General features: G+C 29.8%; 14 protein-coding genes. 6 read left to right on the top strand and 8 right to left on the bottom strand.

Annotated elements, in window-relative coordinates; all coding sequences use genetic code 11:
- Position 1: 1 nt before the first annotated feature.
- The 3 genes from DAD81_RS05810 to DAD81_RS05800 are packed head-to-tail and all read right to left on the bottom strand — an operon-like array spanning position 2 to position 3,607.
- Entirely contained in the window at positions 2-1,843 is a 1,842-nt protein-coding gene (locus DAD81_RS05810) for a GNAT family N-acyltransferase (protein ID WP_111707288.1), read from the bottom strand.
- A gap of 37 nt (positions 1,844-1,880) precedes the next feature.
- A complete protein-coding gene (locus tag DAD81_RS05805; protein WP_111707287.1) occupies positions 1,881-3,128 on the bottom strand; it encodes an aspartate kinase in 1,248 nt (415 codons plus the stop codon).
- A 2-nt stretch (positions 3,129-3,130) separates the two neighbouring features.
- Positions 3,131-3,607 carry a GNAT family N-acetyltransferase gene (locus tag DAD81_RS05800; protein WP_111707286.1) on the bottom strand — a complete coding sequence of 159 codons (477 nt, stop codon included), beginning with the start codon at positions 3,605-3,607 and terminating at the stop codon, positions 3,131-3,133.
- Positions 3,608-3,728: 121 nt separating this feature from the next.
- On the opposite strand from DAD81_RS05800, the gene fbp reads away from it, so the two are divergent.
- Positions 3,729-4,751, top strand: a complete 1,023-nt coding sequence (gene fbp, locus DAD81_RS05795; RefSeq protein WP_111707285.1) for a class 1 fructose-bisphosphatase — start codon at positions 3,729-3,731, stop codon at positions 4,749-4,751.
- 149 nt (positions 4,752-4,900) lie between these two features.
- Positions 4,901-5,509 (top strand): superoxide dismutase, encoded by a 609-nt coding sequence (locus DAD81_RS05790; protein WP_111707393.1) that lies wholly within the window; start codon positions 4,901-4,903, stop codon positions 5,507-5,509.
- A gap of 63 nt (positions 5,510-5,572) precedes the next feature.
- Here DAD81_RS05790 and DAD81_RS05785 read toward each other — a convergent pair whose 3' ends face one another.
- Both DAD81_RS05785 and DAD81_RS05780 read right to left on the bottom strand, forming a co-directional pair.
- The gene (locus tag DAD81_RS05785; protein WP_111707284.1) at positions 5,573-7,471 is read right to left on the bottom strand and encodes an amidophosphoribosyltransferase; all 1,899 of its coding nucleotides are present in this window, start codon (positions 7,469-7,471) and stop codon (positions 5,573-5,575) included.
- 72 nt (positions 7,472-7,543) lie between these two features.
- Complete coding sequence (locus DAD81_RS05780) at positions 7,544-8,470, bottom strand: PfkB family carbohydrate kinase (protein WP_111707283.1); 927 nt, start codon at positions 8,468-8,470, stop codon at positions 7,544-7,546.
- A 98-nt stretch (positions 8,471-8,568) separates the two neighbouring features.
- Here DAD81_RS05780 and DAD81_RS05775 point away from each other — a divergent pair, with 98 nt between their 5' ends.
- The 4 genes from DAD81_RS05775 to DAD81_RS05760 all read left to right on the top strand — a co-directional run bounded on the left by DAD81_RS05775 (position 8,569) and on the right by DAD81_RS05760 (position 10,992).
- Positions 8,569-8,991 (top strand): SufE family protein, encoded by a 423-nt coding sequence (locus tag DAD81_RS05775; protein ID WP_111707282.1) that lies wholly within the window; start codon positions 8,569-8,571, stop codon positions 8,989-8,991.
- 50 nt (positions 8,992-9,041) lie between these two features.
- Positions 9,042-9,362 (top strand): DUF59 domain-containing protein, encoded by a 321-nt coding sequence (locus tag DAD81_RS05770; protein WP_111707281.1) that lies wholly within the window; start codon positions 9,042-9,044, stop codon positions 9,360-9,362.
- Positions 9,363-9,869, top strand: coding sequence for a DUF2480 family protein (locus DAD81_RS05765; RefSeq protein ID WP_111707280.1), 507 nt, complete (start codon positions 9,363-9,365; stop codon positions 9,867-9,869).
- A gap of 196 nt (positions 9,870-10,065) precedes the next feature.
- Entirely contained in the window at positions 10,066-10,992 is a 927-nt protein-coding gene (locus DAD81_RS05760) for a DUF3078 domain-containing protein (protein WP_111707279.1), read from the top strand.
- 250 nt (positions 10,993-11,242) lie between these two features.
- Here DAD81_RS05760 and DAD81_RS05755 read toward each other — a convergent pair whose 3' ends face one another.
- The 3 genes from DAD81_RS05755 to DAD81_RS05745 form a co-directional block, all read right to left on the bottom strand.
- Positions 11,243-11,569, bottom strand: a complete 327-nt coding sequence (locus DAD81_RS05755; protein ID WP_111707278.1) for a hypothetical protein — start codon at positions 11,567-11,569, stop codon at positions 11,243-11,245.
- A gap of 194 nt (positions 11,570-11,763) precedes the next feature.
- The gene (locus DAD81_RS05750) at positions 11,764-13,830 is read right to left on the bottom strand and encodes a DUF5689 domain-containing protein (RefSeq protein WP_111707277.1); all 2,067 of its coding nucleotides are present in this window, start codon (positions 13,828-13,830) and stop codon (positions 11,764-11,766) included.
- 87 nt (positions 13,831-13,917) lie between these two features.
- Positions 13,918-16,671, bottom strand: a complete 2,754-nt coding sequence (locus DAD81_RS05745; RefSeq protein ID WP_111707276.1) for a carboxypeptidase-like regulatory domain-containing protein — start codon at positions 16,669-16,671, stop codon at positions 13,918-13,920.
- Between the last annotated feature and the right edge of the window lie 112 nt (positions 16,672-16,783).

Below are 16,783 nucleotides of genomic sequence, written 5' to 3'. Positions count from 1 at the left end.
ATTAAATTTTATTTGAAGATGATGTTGATTCAACCTCATCTTCAATATTTTCATTATCTAACCTACTCTCCAACTCTGCCTGAAACTCTTCCATTACAGGTTTCACTGTACTATCTGGGATATCTGAAACCCTAATATACATTAAACCATCAACGGCATCGTTAAATTTAGGATCAACATTAAACGCAATAAGTCTTGCGTTTTGTTTTACATACTTTTTAATAAGTACTGGCATACGAAGCGCTCCTGGTTCAATCTCATCAATAACTTTATCAAATTTGTTCATATCGGCTTTTGTAGCATCAAAAACAAAATCTTTATCAGCATCACTTAACTTAACCTTATACTCTTTTTTAGGATAGATATATTGCGCTATATATGGATCGTAATAATGAGATTTCATAAACTCAATCATTAATGATTTTGAAAAATTAGAAAACTGATTACTAATACTCACTCCCCCAATTAAGTATTTATATTCTGGATATCTAAGCGTAACGTGAACAATTCCCTTCCACAATAAAAATAATGGCATTGGGCGTTGTTGATATTCTTTTACAATAAAGGCTCTACCCATTTCAATTGAGTTCTCCATCATTGAATACAATTCTGGCTCAAACTTAAATAAGGTATGGATATAGAACCCTTCAATACCATGATCTTTATAAATATCCTTCCCAAGCCCCATTCTATAAGCACCTACTACTTTCTCCTTCTCTTTATCCCATAAAAATAAATGATGATAATAACTGTCAAATGTATCTAAATCAAGAGATTCATTGGTTCCCTCTCCAACTTCCCTAAAAGTTATTTCTCTTAGTCTTCCAATTTCAAATTTTATGTTTGGTATATTCTTGCTTGGAGCAAAAAATACTTCATAATTTTTACTTATGAGCAATCTTCCATTTTGCTCTCTTAAGGAATTAACCTCTTCAATAATTTTATCAAGATTTTTTTGTCCAACAATTTCTTTAGGAAGTTTATTTAATTTTAAAGATTGTGCACTTAAAGTTTTATTCTTCTTTGCAAAAGGGTTAGATAACATGTATGTTTTTCTACGAATAAAATCGCAAAAATCTTTAGGATCTTTATACTCTTTTTGGTTTGCAACAGAAATAGGTTTTCCAATTCTAACTTTAATAGTTCTTTCTTTTTGAGTTAATAACTCTGAAGGTAATTTTGCCGTTCTTAAAGTAGAATTTAATTTTGATAGAAAATAAAATAGTCTTGTATTTTTTCCATGAAAATAAATAGGAATAACTGGTACTTCGGCTTTTTGAATAAATTTAATAGCACCTATTTCCCAAGGCCTGTCAACAATCAATTTTCCTTCTTTACATGTAGAAACTTCTCCAGCAGGAAAAATACCTAACGGAAAACCTTCTTTAATATGAGATAGAGCTCCTTTTATTCCTGCTAAACTAGACTTAGCATCCTTTCTGTCTTCAAAAGGATTTACAGGCATAATAAACGGCTTCATAGGTTCTATTCTATGCAATAGAAAATTTGCAATTATTTTATAATCTGGTCTCTTTTCAATTAATAATTTTAACAATAAAATTCCATCTATTCCTCCAAGAGGATGGTTTGATACTGTTATAAAAGCACCATCTTTTGGTATTCTTTTTAAATCTTCTTCTGGAATTTCAAATTTTATATCAAGATCTTCTAATAGTCCATTAAAAAACTCTAAATCTTTTAAATGTTTGTGCCTATTATAAATTTTATTTAGAGTAGAAATTCTAAGAATTTTCATCAATACCCACCCAAAAAAAGTACCTATAAATCCATACTTATCAAGCTTTATAGCTTTCGAAATTTCCTTCGGCGTTACTAAACCCATTCATTTTTAATTAAAGTAACTACAAAAATACATAAAATTATTGCATTACTAGTTGTACTGTGCCCTTTGAAACCTGCTTTAAAAGAATTTTACCTTTTCCTTCAACTAATTTAATGGCATTTTCAGTGGCATGTCTTACTGTATAAAGCGACACATTTTCAACGTAATTCACTGAATAATTTACTGTTAGATCGTTTAAAAATAACTTAAAATTATTAAACTTATCTTCAACACATACAGAAAAACTTAAAGCCGAATTTTGAATAAGATTTACCTTTAATTTATAATTATGAAGAATTTTAAAAATATCACTCAAATTATGCTCTACCATAAATGAAAAATCTTGCGCTGAAATAGCTATTAAAATCTGTTGTTTTTTTAAAATAAAACAGGGAACTTCAGGAAATAAATTAAGTCCAGATTTTACAATAGTTCCTTTTTTAGATAAATTATAAAAAGAACGTACAAACAATGGTATTTTCTTATTTTCAAGAGGTTTTAAAGTTTTAGGATGAATTACTGAAGCCCCATAAAAAGCCATTTCTATAGCTTCATTATATGAAATTTGTTCCAATAAAATTGAATTTTCAAAGCTACGCGGATCCGAATTTAATACACCCTCAACATCTTTCCAAATTGTTACGCTTTCAGCATCTAAACAATATGCAAATATTGCTGCGGAATAATCTGAACCTTCTCTTCCTAAAGTGGTAGTTATCCCGTTAGAATTTGCACCTAAAAAGCCTTGTGTTATTATTAATTCTGAAGCATTGATTTCACTAATTTTTAAGGCTGTTTCCTCCCAATTAACATGAGCATCTCTATAATTTGAATCTGTTTTTACAAATTCTCTTACATCAATCCATTTATTAGAAATCCCAATTTCATTTAAATAACAACTAACAATTGCAGTAGAAATTAACTCTCCGTAACCAACAATTTGATCATATATAAAATTATAATCATTGTTTTTATTGGAAATAAAAAAACCAGACAATTGTCCTAGTAATTTTTCTAAATCAAACAACATATTTTCCTTGTTGTTTTTAAACAAGTCAACTATTATAGTTCTATGAAATTCTCTAACATATTCAATATTAACGGTTAAATCGTCAGATTCTTTAATATATGAATCAACAATATTTTCAAATGCATTGGTCATTTTCCCCATTGCAGAAATAATAATGAGCACATCACTAAAACCTTCATGTTTTAAAACACGAACTACATTTTTAATGCTATTAGCATCCTTAACCGAAGCTCCACCAAACTTAAATACCCTCACGTTTATAACTTTAAATACTTTTTTATGGATGCTCTATCAATTTGAGCCGTATCCCAATCTCGTAAAACTTTAGCCCCTGTACTTTCATAAAAATTTATTGCAGGTTCATTCCAATCTAACACAGCCCATTCTATACGTTCTACACCAATATTATAACCATATTCAATTACTTTTTTGTACAAGGCCTTTCCTATTTTATTTCCTCTTTTATGCTCTGTAACTATAAGGTCTTCAAGATGAATAGTAGGTCCTTTCCAAGTTGAATATCTTGGATAAAACAAAGACATTCCAACAATTTCATTATCCATTTCTGCAATAAAACACTTAAACAATGGAGTTTCTCCAAAACCATCTTTTTCTAAATCTTTAACCGTAACTATAACAGCGTTGGACTCTTTTTCAAAATCTGCTAATTCTTGAACTAATTTAAGCACAGACGGCATATCTCCTTTTTCAGCTTCTCTTATTGCAAAACTCATATAATTACTATTTAAATTATTGTTGGCTAAAGTAAAAATCTTTAGTTAAAAGTTACTTATAAACAAGTTCAATTTTAAAATTAATTTTTTCGATATTTGTATAAATCATAATATAAACAATATGGAAACTAACAACTTAACATTAGGAGAATTTATAATTGAGAATCAAAAACATTATAAATCTACTTCTGGTGAATTTTCAAGATTATTAAGTTCAATTAAATTAGCCGCAAAAATTGTAAACTACAACGTAAATAAAGCGGGGTTAGTTGATATTATGGGAAATGCTGGGGAAGTTAATATACAAGGTGAAAATCAGCAAAAACTAGATGTTTATGCCAATGATGTTTTTATGAAAACCTTAATTAACAGAGAAATTGTATGTGGAATAGCTAGTGAAGAAGAAGACACTTTTGTTACCATTAAAGGAAAAAACGAGACCAATGAAAATAAATATGTTGTTTTAATCGATCCGCTTGATGGTTCATCAAACATAGATGTTAATGTTTCAGTTGGAACCATATTTTCAATATATAAAAGAATAACTCCAATTGGAACTCCGGTTGAAATGTCAGATTTTTTACAGCCAGGAAATTTACAAGTTGCCGCAGGCTATGTAGTTTATGGAACTTCAACCATGTTAGTTTACACCTCTGGTCATGGGGTTAATGGATTTACATTAAATCCTGCAATAGGATCATTTTACTTATCACATCCAAATTTCCAATTTCCTGAAGACGGAAAAATATACTCAATAAACGAAGGTAATTATGTACATTTCCCTCAAGGAGTAAAAGATTATTTAAAATATTGTCAGGAAGAAAAAGATGACAGACCCTATACATCCCGTTACATTGGTTCTTTAGTTTCAGATTTTCATAGAAATATGATTAAAGGAGGGATTTATTTATATCCAACTAGCTCCATAGGTCCAAAAGGTAAACTTAGATTATTATATGAATGCAATCCAATGGCCTTTTTAGCCGAACAAGCAAACGGAAAAGCAACTGATGGTTATAAACGAATTTTAGATATAAAACCAACGGAATTACACCAAAGAGTTCCATTCTTTTGCGGAAGTAAAAATATGGTTGATAAGGCTGAAGAATTTATGGCAAAATACCCTGAAAATGCCATTTACTAATTGCCTATTCTCCAAAAGTTTCTTTAACTTTATAAGATAAACCAATACTACTATAAAAACATTCGATTTTTAGGATTTTTTATAATGAACTTGGTTCGTTACCTTTGGGTAGCAAGAAAAAAATTAGTTTAATAAAAAAATATAACACTATGTCATTCGAATTACCAAAATTACCGTACGCTTACAATGCGTTAGAGCCAAATATTGATGCAAGAACAATGGAAATACACCATACAAAGCATCATGCAGGATATACTAATAATTTAAATAATGCAATTAAAGGAACTGATTTAGATGGAAATTCTATTGAAGAAATCTTAAGCGGATTAGATATGAATAATGCAGCTGTTAGAAATAATGGTGGTGGTTTTTACAATCATAGTTTATTTTGGGATGTAATGAATCCTGAAGGTAAAGGTTATTTATCTGGTGAATTAAAAGATGCTATTATTGCTGAATATGGATCAGTTGATGCTTTTAAAGATGCTTTCGCTAAAGCGGCTGCAACACGTTTTGGATCTGGATGGGCATGGTTATGTGTTCATAAAGGAGGAAAAGTAGAAATTTGTTCTACTCCAAATCAAGACAATCCATTAATGCCAGGTGTAAGTTGTGGAGGTTTCCCTATTTTAGCTTTAGATGTTTGGGAACATGCTTATTACTTAAACTACCAAAACAGAAGACCAGATTATATAAATGCATTTTTTAATGTAATAAACTGGAATCATGTTGAAAAGCTTTATGCTGAAAACAAATAAAAAAATCATTTTACATAAAAAAAAGCGCCAATGGCGCTTTTTTTGTTACTTTTTTTTAGAACTTTAATAAGCTCTTTTATCTGATCCTTCATAAAAATTAATGAATGAATCGTTTACAACTCTATTTCCTCCTGGTGTTGGATAATTACCTGTAAAATACCAATCACCTAAATGATTTGGACATGCCTTGTGTAAATTATCAACCGATTGGTAAATTATCTCAACTTCAGCAGTGATTCCGTCAGTTTTAAGCATTTCAGCAATTTTATTAGAAATTTGTTCATCTGTAAATGAATCATAAACTGCTTTAACTGCGTTTTCTATTTCTGTATCATCTAAAGATTGTTGAGCTTTACATCTTTTATAAACCTCTTCAACTACATTAAATCTATTTGCCTCTTTTAACAATTCTAAAGCGGCTCTAAAGGCTATAAAATCACCCATTCTCGCCATATCAATCCCATAACAATCTGGATAACGAATTTGAGGCGCAGATGACACAACTACAATCTTTTTAGGATTTAGTCTATCTAATATTTTAATAATACTTTTCTTTAAAGTAGTACCTCTTACAATACTATCATCTATAATAACCAAATTGTCATTTGGTTTTACAATTCCATAAGTAACATCATAAACATGCGCTACTAAATCATCCCTACTACTGTCATCCGCAATAAAGGTTCTTAATTTTGCATCTTTTATAGCTAATTTTTCAACACGTGGTCTTTCTGAAATAATTTGAGTTACTTTTTCAGCAGAAAGTGTTCCTTTTCCATTTAAAATTCTTCTCGTTTTTCTTGAAATTAAAAAATCTTCAGCTGCTTCACGCATTCCATAAAATGAAGTCTCAGCTGTATTTGGAATATAAGAAAAAACTGTGTTTTTTAAATTTCTATCTATCTTTTCTAAAATTTGAGGAAATACTAATTTCCCTAACATTTTACGCTCCTTATAAATATCCGTATCACTACCTCTTGAAAAATATATTCGTTCAAAAGAACATGCTTTTTTAGGTAAAATTTTTGTTACTCGCGGAGTGGTAATACTACCATCTCTTTTTATAATTAAAGCATGACCTGGTTCAATTTCTTTTACATCATTAATTTTTACATTAAATACTGTTTGTATAACCGGTCGCTCTGAAGCAACTACAACAACCTCATCATCTTTATAATAAAATGCCGGTCTTATACCTGCAGGATCACGTAAAACAAATGCATCTCCATGACCTAATAATCCAGCCATTGCATAACCACCATCCCAGTTTTTGGCAGATCTTTTTAAAATCTTTTTAACGTTCATTCGTTCTTCTATAATTGGCGAAGCCTCTTTCTTGCCAATCCCTTCACCCTTAACCTCTTTATATAATCTGGTTACTTCATCATCAATAAAATGACCGATTTTCTCCATTACAGTTACAGTATCTGTTAACTCTTTTGGATGCTGACCTATTTCAACTAAATCATTAAACAACCTTTTTGAATTGGTCATATTAAAATTTCCCGCAACAATTAAACTTTTATGTCTCCAGTTACTTTGGCGCAAGAAAGGATGTACACTTTCTAAACCATTTTTCCCAAAAGTTCCATAACGTACATGACCCAAAAACAAGTTACCTATATATGGGGCATTGTTATTCTGCCATTCTACATCATCAATTTTATCTGGATTTTCTTCATTTAAGGAGTTTAATCTTCCATTAATTTGAGAAAATATATCTTGAATTGGCTGCGATTTATTTGAACGAACTCTACTTATATATCTTGTCCCAGCCTCTACATCAAATTTTATACTTGCAATTCCAGCTCCATCCTGACCACGGTTATGCTGTTTTTCCATTAACAAATACATTTTATTTAACCCATAAAATGCAGAGCCATATTTGTCTTTATAATATTGCAGTGGCTTTAATAATCGAACCATTGCAATTCCACATTCATGCTTAATAGCGTCGCTCATAGTATTAGTTTTAGTATAGTAGTAATATTTAAAATAAAAAATTCTGCACGTATGCAGAATTTTAGTGATTTTTTAGTTTAATTCAATTTCAAATTGGGTTAGTAATTTAAATTGCAAAAGCCTTTTTTGTATTTCATCATTGGTTAAACTTTCCATTCGCTCTGTTCCAAATTTTTCAACAGAAAATGAAGCTAAATTAGATCCACAAATTACGGCTCTTTTCATATTTTCAAATGAAATATCTCCAGTTCTAGCCATATGCCCAATAAATCCCCCAGCAAAAGTATCTCCCGCTCCTGTTGGATCAAAAACTTCTTCTAAAGGTAAAGCTGGAGCAAAAAATACATTTCCGTTATTAAATAACAATGCACCATGTTCTCCTTTTTTAATAACTACATATTTTGGTCCCATTTTGTGAATTTTATGTGCAGCTTTAACCAAAGAATATTCACCTGATAACTGACGGGCTTCTTCATCATTTATAGTTATAACATCAATTTTAGCTATAACTTCCATCAATAAATCCAATGCATTATCCATCCAAAAATTCATAGTATCTAGAACTATTAACTTTGGTCGTTTTGCAAGTTGATTAATTACACTCATTTGAACTGCTGGGTGTAAATTACCTAACATTAAAAATTCGGCATCCATAAATTCTTTAGGTACAACAGGATTAAAATCTGCTAAAACATTTAAATCTGTAATTAAAGTGTCTCTTGTATTTAAATCATTATGATATTTTCCTTTCCAAAAAAATGTCTTTCCATCTTCAACAATTTCAATACCTTCTGTATTGATATTTTTTTCATTTAACTTTTTTAAATACTCTTTCGGAAAATCTCCTCCTACAACTGATACAATTCCCGGTTTTACACCAAATTGAGCTGCTGATAGTGAAATATACGTTGCCGCTCCTCCTAAAATTTTATCTGTTTTTCCAAATGGTGTTTCAATAGCATCAAATGCAACCGTACCAACTACTAATAATTTACTCATATAAATGTTTCTTAATGCCACCTAAAAGGCATAATATGTGATTATATTCTTTTTTATCACACTATATGTGATTATTTTTGCAAAAATAAGTTTAAAAAATGACTATCAAAGAAATACAAGAAGAAATTATAGACGAGTTTTCAATGTTTGAAGATTGGATGGAGAGATATGAGTACATTATAGATCTTGGAAAATCACTACCAATAATTGATGATGCTTATAAATTGGATAAAAATTTAATAATGGGATGCCAATCAAAAGTTTGGTTACATTCTGAAATACAAGAAGATAAACTAAATTTTACAGCTGATAGTGATGCCATTTTAACCAAAGGTATTGTTGCTCTATTATTACGTGTTTTTAACAATCAAAAACCATCCGATATTTTAGAAGCTGACCTATTTTTTGTTGATGAAATAGGGCTTAAAGAACACCTTTCTCCAACACGCGCAAATGGTTTAGTTTCCATGATAAAACAAATTAAACTTTACGCTCTAGCTTTTCATTCAAAATTAAGTTAATAATTGTATATTTGCTCTTATTTAGAATGAATATAAAGAAGAATTAAGACATGAGTAGTACTAGAGTTGAAGAATTAGGTAACAAAATAGTTGAAGTATTAAAAACTATTTATGACCCTGAAATTCCGGTTGATATTTTTGAATTGGGATTAATATATGATGTATTTGTTAGTGAAAACAACGATGTTAAAATATTAATGACCCTTACATCACCTAATTGCCCAGTAGCAGAAACATTACCCGTTGAAATAGAGGAAAAAGTTAAAACACTTGAAGAAGTGTCAAATGCTGAGGTTGAAATTACTTTCGACCCTATTTGGACACAAGACATGATGAGTGAAGAAGCTAAACTTGAATTAGGTTTTCTATAAATGAGTGACGAAATTGTAAATAGAGTTGCCAATAGCAAATTGAAAACAATTGACCTTGAGGATTATTATCCTAAAGGCGAAAGGACAGTTATAGATATTAAACATTGGCTATTTCATGAACTCATATTAAAAGAGTCTGATTTTCGTGAACATTTAAAAAATCATGATTGGAGTAAATATAAAGATCATTTTGTAGCATTGTCCTGTTCGGCTGATGCCATTATACCTTCTTGGGCTTTTATGTTAATAACCACTTACCTAGCACCAGTTGCTAAAAAAACAGTTGTTGGAAACCTTTCTGATTTAGAAAATTCTATATTTCAAGAAATAATTTCAAACTTTAAGATTGAAGACTATACAGAAAGGCCTATTATTATAAAAGGTTGTGCCAATAAACCAATACCGCAAACAGCCTATATTCAACTTATTGAAAAACTACAACCTGTAGCAAAATCAATTATGTTTGGAGAAGCCTGCTCAACGGTACCTCTTTTTAAGGCTAAATAAAAATTAAACAGCCTAATAATACACCAAAAATTAGGCTGTTTTGAAGTATTACAAACACTATTTTAAAAATATACTCCTGTATTTTAGATCTTTAAATCTTTTTTTTTCTTAAATTTCTAAATAATTGTGACTTTATGGTTAACAATTTGTCTTATAATATATATTTTTGATATACATAAATTTAAAAAAGCACATTATGAAGAGAATTTATTTACTTGTTGCGTTTATTTTAATTGCAACATTAAGTCAGGCACAAACTTTAGAAGAGCTAAAAGCCGAACAAGCACCCAAAAAAGCTAAAATTTCAGCTTTAAAAGCTGAAGTAGATGCTATTCAGGGTAAAATTAACGCTCTTCCTGGATGGAAAAAAGGAGCTTTTGGAACAATTGGAGGGAATTTATCTGGTTTTGACAATTGGTATTCAAAAGGAAATCCAAATTCAGCAACAGGAAATATTGGATTTACAGTAAATGCTTTTGCTAATTTACTAGAAGAAAAGTTTTTCTGGAGAAATTCAGCAAATGTAAACTTAAGCTGGGTAAAATACGACGATAAAGATGACGATACTGATAATAGTGATTTTCAAGAAGGTAATGATGTATTAACTATTTCTTCATTATACGGTAAAAAACTAAGTGAAAAATTTGCCATATCTACATTAGGTGAATACAGAACTTCAGTTTTAAGTAACTTTAATGATCCTGGATATTTAGATATTGGGGTTGGTGCTACTTGGACACCTATTAAAGATTTAGTTGTAGTTATTCACCCATTAAACTATAATTTTGTTTTTAGTAGTGGTGAAACAATATTTGAATCATCTTTAGGTGCAAAAATAGTAGCAGATTACACAAAACAAATAGGAGCTATTAAATTTAAAACTAATTTCTCAACATTTCAAAGTTATAAAAGTTCTGATTATTCAAACTGGACTTGGACAAACTCATTTGGATATACCTTATGGAAAGGGATTGGTGTAGGATTTGATTTAGGTTTAAGAAAAAATAAACAAGAAGCTTTAAACTACTCTTTAGTTAACGATAATAATTTAACAGAAACATTTGACACTGTAGACAATAAATTACAAACTTACTGGGTATTTGGACTGAACTATTCTTTCTAAAAGAATGTAACTTCTTAAAAAACAACACAATAAAAAAGCTCAAATTAGTTTAATTTGAGCTTTTTATTTGTTTAACACAATTCTCTATTTTTTATCTTATAGGTTATTCTATAAATTTACTGAACACCCTAAACGCAATATAAATTAAGTTAAAAAGCTTTAAATAGCGGTTTATTTATTAAAACTAAGGCACAAAAAAACTCAAACCTTTCAGCTTGAGTCTTTTTAATTAATTCAATCTTTATAATGCCTATTTTATTATAATTGGCATTGTATAATTTCTATTTGCTCTACCTGGGTTTGCTATTTTTTTCCCATTTAAATTCTCACGAACAAATTTTAAAACATGTTTATCTCTAGTACTTAATTTCTTTACAACTATCTCTCCTTCTGTACTAAAAGTAAAAGTTACATCAACTACTATTTCATTTTCAACGCTTCCTGTTGAAGACGCTACTAATTCTACAATTTGTTTTCTGATTTCATCTTTTGAAACTACAGGGTTAATAATTGTACTTGCAAATAAACTTGCTGATCCTAAAAATAACGCAATTGTTAATAATTTAAACTTATTCATAATATTAAATTTTAGTAATTATTTTTCTTTGTTTTAACTATTCAAATTTATCACAAAAAAGCATATATTTTTAAATTTTAAAAAATTTAGCACATCAATAACGTTTTTTTCAAAACTTACACTATTCTTAATTAAAATACGTTTTCGTTAAATTATTCCGCAACTTTTTAACACTTTTAAGTGTTCGTATTGCGTTATCTATAATTTGGAAGGAAGTCATTTGGAGCGATTTTCTGCGTATTTGGGTGATTAATGAAAATATTATTCACATTTGAAGACACTTCCCATTCGCTAATTATGAACTTTTTATTAGGATTTTTCACCTCTAAATTACGTTTTGCCTGCCCATCTAAATATTCCCAATTAGTTCCGCTTCCATCTTCACCAATTACACCATATATATCTACTCTATTTCCTGCAGTATCCATTAACTCATAAACATCATCTCCATTACCCGAAATATAGGTCGATTCAATTGTTGGAATTATAGAAAACACCTCCTCAAATCCGGTATTGGCAATTATCACAAAACCTCCTACTGGAATTATTATTCCATTTAACTCAAGTGCGCTGCCAGAAACTTTTAATGATCCGTTCAAATATTTATTTAATTTCCACCCCGTTAAATTAACTTCAGTTTCTCCTGCATTATACAATTCAACAAATCTTGAAGAAACGCTATTTTTAGGATCTGCAATTTCAGTAATCATTATTTTAGGAATAATAATAGGACATACTTCAAAAATTGAATTAAACTCTAAATCTTTAGTTGCCCTAATTTCTATTGTGTTAGACAATACACCTGTAATACTTCCATGACCTTCAGGAAACATTTCATTTGCAAATTCTGCTTTTCCATTTGTAAAAACTGATAGTTTAGTTGATTCATTACACGTTTCTAAGGTTCTAAATCCGTTATCATCACCACTAAAATAGGCAAATGCTTTACCCAATTCGCTTTTCATTAACTGCACATCAGATACTTTTACTAAAATATTTTTGTTTTCTACATCACTAGTTTCACTTAATAAAATTTCTTTTGGAATAATAGTAAAGTGCTCTTTTGTATTATAAACGTAATCATTAACGTATTCTATATCTATCTCTGTAACGCCTGTTCCTTTAGGAAAACCAATAGTTAAGAATCCGTCTTGGTTAACAGCATACAATTTATCTAGTTTAATTAACACTTTATCGCCAACATTAAATTGTTCAAAAATTAATTCTTGATCAATTAATAATTGAATTCCTGCGCTTGGATTTTCAATAGCATCTTGAACAACCAAGCGATTTTGAAAACTCCCTTTTTCATCACTTGAAATTACAAAACCCTCAACCACATAATTATTTTTAACTCCAAATTCTATTCTATCACCAGTAAATAACTGGTTTACTTCAGATAAAGTAACATTTGGCTGAAATGCATTTGCATAATCACATCTGGTTTCGGTAAACTGAACATCATTAACATCTCTTATGTATAGTTGAAAATCTTCATAATAATTCCCCAAAACCCCAATAATAGTACCTTTTCCTTCTGGTAATAATTGATTTTTAAATTCCGCAAAACCACTATTTCTGAGCATTACTACATTTTTTAACTCACAATCTGTAGTGAAGTTTTCCAACGTTCTATTAACTGTTTCCGTATTATCAATATTAGCGAAAGATTGTCCCAATTCATTTTCCTTAAATTGAACATTTTCAATCTCAACTAACATTTCCAACATACTTTTATCAATCTCATCAATAGAAATTATCTTTGGTATTATCTCTGTCACTTCACAAGAACGCACCACAAAATCATTAAGAATGGAAGATGGAATTCTACCTAATTCACCATCCTTCGCTTTTCCTATTTGAATACTTCCAAAACTATAGCCTACTGCCAAACCTTTCAGTTTTATATAAATCTTTCTTCCTAAATTATATTTGGTGTACAAATCGGTTTCATCAATAGCAATTTTTATGGCTGAAGTTGGGTTTACCGGTTTATCTTGAATAGATATGGATTTATATATATTTCCTGCTCTATCATTTGAAACAACATAACCGCTAATGACAACATCTTTTTCAATTATTGTTGCTCCTCCAAAAGTGTACATTTCTTTTATCTGGTCTATTGAATTTGTCGCTGTTATAAGAGGTTCAACACAGCCAACTTCTGGCGTTGAATAATCATTATCTTTTACGCAAGCTACTAATACACTAAAGGCAAAAACAGCTTGTAGGCTTAATTTTAAAATTTTATACATTTTCATGTGTCTATATTTTTATTTTATTTGATGACACCTGGTATTCGCTAATAGGCCCAACTTATGTGTCAAATTTGAATAAGCTTATTTTATTTAAAATCTTACATATAAATTTAAATAGTATGAGGTATCATTTCCATACCAATACTTAGGTCCAAAAATTGGCTTATCTAATTGTTTATCTTCTTTTAATTCTGGATAATTAGCATTTCGCGATTGTTCAAACCCACCAGTTTTAAATACTTCACCTAGCAAATTATTTACACCAACAAAAACACCTAAATAAGCATCCTTAATCTTCCAGGACTTACCTCCTACTAAATTCACAAGAAATGCATCTTCAAACTTCTCTTGATTTAGCAAGGCATCAACCTGTAATTGATTTACTTCTACACCCGTTTCATTATCTACAAAAGGAACTCCATCTGCATCTAAATAAAAATTATCAGTTCTCAGTAATGGTGAAATATCCAGATAATTATTCGCTAATAGATTTACATTTGTTTGAAACCACCAATAATTAGGGTCTCGATATTCAAAACCCAAAGAATATGCTCTTTGAGGAGTTCCGGAAATTCGATAATTTTTTAGATAAGATATCCCAAAATCACTATTTTCATCTGTAAAACTTTCAGATTGAAGATATAATTGAGGATTGTTATTATAGGTATATTGCCCAACTGAACCAACCGCTATTAATTTAACCGATGGCGTTAATTGATATTCTGCACTTAACTCAATACCAATATTTCTTTTCTCAACTCCAGTAATAATCTCATTTACAAAATCAGCCTGATCACCCAATAAACCCTCTGCAAAAAAGAAAGAATTTTCAATAGCATCGCTAAAATTAGTGTAAAAAGCAGTGACTCTCGATTGAACTTTTGGAGATCTAAAAAGATAGCTAACATCTCCTGTTAGTATTTTTTCACTTGTTAAATTAAGAGTAACATTATTATTTACTCTTGAGTTAGAAAATGTATTTCTAATGTTAGGAGCATTTGAAACATAGGCTAAATTGGTATTAATTAAATGCCTCCCAGAAAATTTATAAGTTAATCCTGTTTTGACACCAACATCAAAAAAAACTTGTTTTTCACCTTTACCAAAGGAATTTTCTGAATAGGTACCATTTTTAAACAAGCCATTTCTTTGGTAAGTTGTACTTTTTAAATTTACACCAACAAAATAATCTACTTTATTTTTAGTGAATTGCAATTGCCCAAAAGCACTTGCTACATTTGCAAAAACTTTATAATTATATTGAAACTCATCATCTACAGAAACTATATTATTTGGGTTGTTTAAATTATTTTGTTGCGCTTCACCTATTGCGTATTGATCTAAATCTACAAACCCGCTACCACCCAGCAAATCCAACATATTTCCATAATTGTTCGATGTTAAATTTTTATAAGTTAATCCTGCATTTAAATTAAGACTACTACTTATACTTGCATTTAACAATGTATTAAAAGTGATTTGGGAATCATCAACCCTATCTTCATATAAATAGTATAATGAGTTTCCATTTTCATTATTTATATCATACAGATTTTGCCAATTAATTTGACCATTTTTTAAAAATTCTTGTTCTGTTAAATAAGCATTTGAAAAATCTAAATTATCTTCAAACCTTAAAAAACTACTTGGTAAATATTTCCAATAAGTAGGATCTGGATTTGGAGTGTTAAAATACCCCAACCTGCTGTTACTTATATGACCAAATTGATAGGTTAAAGAATTTTGTAAGGAAAAACTATCTGAATCGAAATAATGACTTAGCATTACAACAGGTTCAAAAATCTCTTTCATTCTAGAATTCCTTTTATTGCCTTCTTGTTTTCCCCAATAGGAATTGTATTTATAACCTCTCAAATCCAAAACCTCTTCTGTGTTTGGTGATGATTTCCCTCTTCGGTTAAATGACGTAAATGCAGTAAGGCTTAAACTATGATTGTCGTTTAATATTTTTTCCGCAGAAATATAAGCTGCCCAAGAATTGTAAGTAGTCCCTTCAAAATAGCCATTTTGAGCTGCTCTTCTGGAGCCTGAAACTACATAAGACCAATTATTTTCTAATACCCCACTGGCGTAAGTTGCCATAAGTCTGCTTGTGTAACTTCTATTTGTAGAGCTCACTGAAACTTTTGATACTTTTTGATATTCTGAAGCTCTTGTTATAAAATTTGTAGTTCCTAAAACGCCACCAAAAGCAGTTTCAGAAGCTTGTATTCCATTAGAAAATTGTTGATTTCTTAAAGCATCATTTAAACCGCCCCAATTGCTCCACTGCGGTCTTCCATCGTAAAGTTTGTTCATTTCAACTCCATTTATAGAAATTGTTCCATAACTAGAATCATAACCACGAACCTTAAACCAAGCCTGACTAAAATTAAATGCCGCAGCTCTTAAATAAGCATCTTTAGAAGACTGAAATAATCCGGCAATATAATCTGAATTTTGATTTTCATTATCCAAAAAATCTTCATCAGAAATTGCTATTAAATTAGCTTCTTGAAGTTCATTTCTTACAGGTGTTAAATAAATTACCCCTAAATCTAAATCCTCTTCATCTTTTAAATGAACTGGGATTTTTTGAGATTCATAACCTTCCAAGAATAAAGAAACAAGGTAATTCCCCGTAGGTAAGTTGTTTATTTTAAATTCACCATTTTTATTAGTTTCTGAAGAGGTTAACAATTCTACAACTTTTACTTCAACACCTTCTAAAGGTGTATTTAAAGTTACGGCATAGATTTCCCCTCTAATAGAAGAAGTTTTTTGCGCTCTTGAATTTTGACAATAGAAGACACACAAAAAACCTAAAATAATTAGCTTTTTCATTCACAATTTTTTCTCAAACTACAAAATTATTTTCATTATTAAAAATTGAATATAGAACTTAGCTCAAAGTTTTAATAGTAAATTAGCATACAAAAGCTTTTTTTTAACTTAA

It is taken from the genome of Lutibacter citreus (assembly GCF_003260195.1).
GTDB lineage: Bacteria > Bacteroidota > Bacteroidia > Flavobacteriales > Flavobacteriaceae > Lutibacter > Lutibacter citreus.
The sequence above is the reverse complement of the archived record's forward strand: the minus strand, read 5'-3'. Positions and strand labels throughout refer to the sequence as shown.

Coding starts and splice junctions, on each gene's coding strand:
- DAD81_RS05785 (WP_111707284.1), bottom strand. CDS start 7,471: ATGAGCGACGCTATTAAGCATGAATGTGGAATTGCAATGGTTCGATTA.
- DAD81_RS05765 (WP_111707280.1), top strand. CDS start 9,363: ATGAGTGACGAAATTGTAAATAGAGTTGCCAATAGCAAATTGAAAACA.
- DAD81_RS05790 (WP_111707393.1), top strand. CDS start 4,901: ATGTCATTCGAATTACCAAAATTACCGTACGCTTACAATGCGTTAGAG.
- fbp (WP_111707285.1), top strand. CDS start 3,729: ATGGAAACTAACAACTTAACATTAGGAGAATTTATAATTGAGAATCAA.
- DAD81_RS05745 (WP_111707276.1), bottom strand. CDS start 16,671: ATGAAAAAGCTAATTATTTTAGGTTTTTTGTGTGTCTTCTATTGTCAA.
- DAD81_RS05750 (WP_111707277.1), bottom strand. CDS start 13,830: ATGAAAATGTATAAAATTTTAAAATTAAGCCTACAAGCTGTTTTTGCC.
- DAD81_RS05775 (WP_111707282.1), top strand. CDS start 8,569: ATGACTATCAAAGAAATACAAGAAGAAATTATAGACGAGTTTTCAATG.
- DAD81_RS05800 (WP_111707286.1), bottom strand. CDS start 3,607: ATGAGTTTTGCAATAAGAGAAGCTGAAAAAGGAGATATGCCGTCTGTG.
- DAD81_RS05780 (WP_111707283.1), bottom strand. CDS start 8,470: ATGAGTAAATTATTAGTAGTTGGTACGGTTGCATTTGATGCTATTGAA.
- DAD81_RS05810 (WP_111707288.1), bottom strand. CDS start 1,843: ATGGGTTTAGTAACGCCGAAGGAAATTTCGAAAGCTATAAAGCTTGAT.
- DAD81_RS05755 (WP_111707278.1), bottom strand. CDS start 11,569: ATGAATAAGTTTAAATTATTAACAATTGCGTTATTTTTAGGATCAGCA.
- DAD81_RS05770 (WP_111707281.1), top strand. CDS start 9,042: ATGAGTAGTACTAGAGTTGAAGAATTAGGTAACAAAATAGTTGAAGTA.
- DAD81_RS05760 (WP_111707279.1), top strand. CDS start 10,066: ATGAAGAGAATTTATTTACTTGTTGCGTTTATTTTAATTGCAACATTA.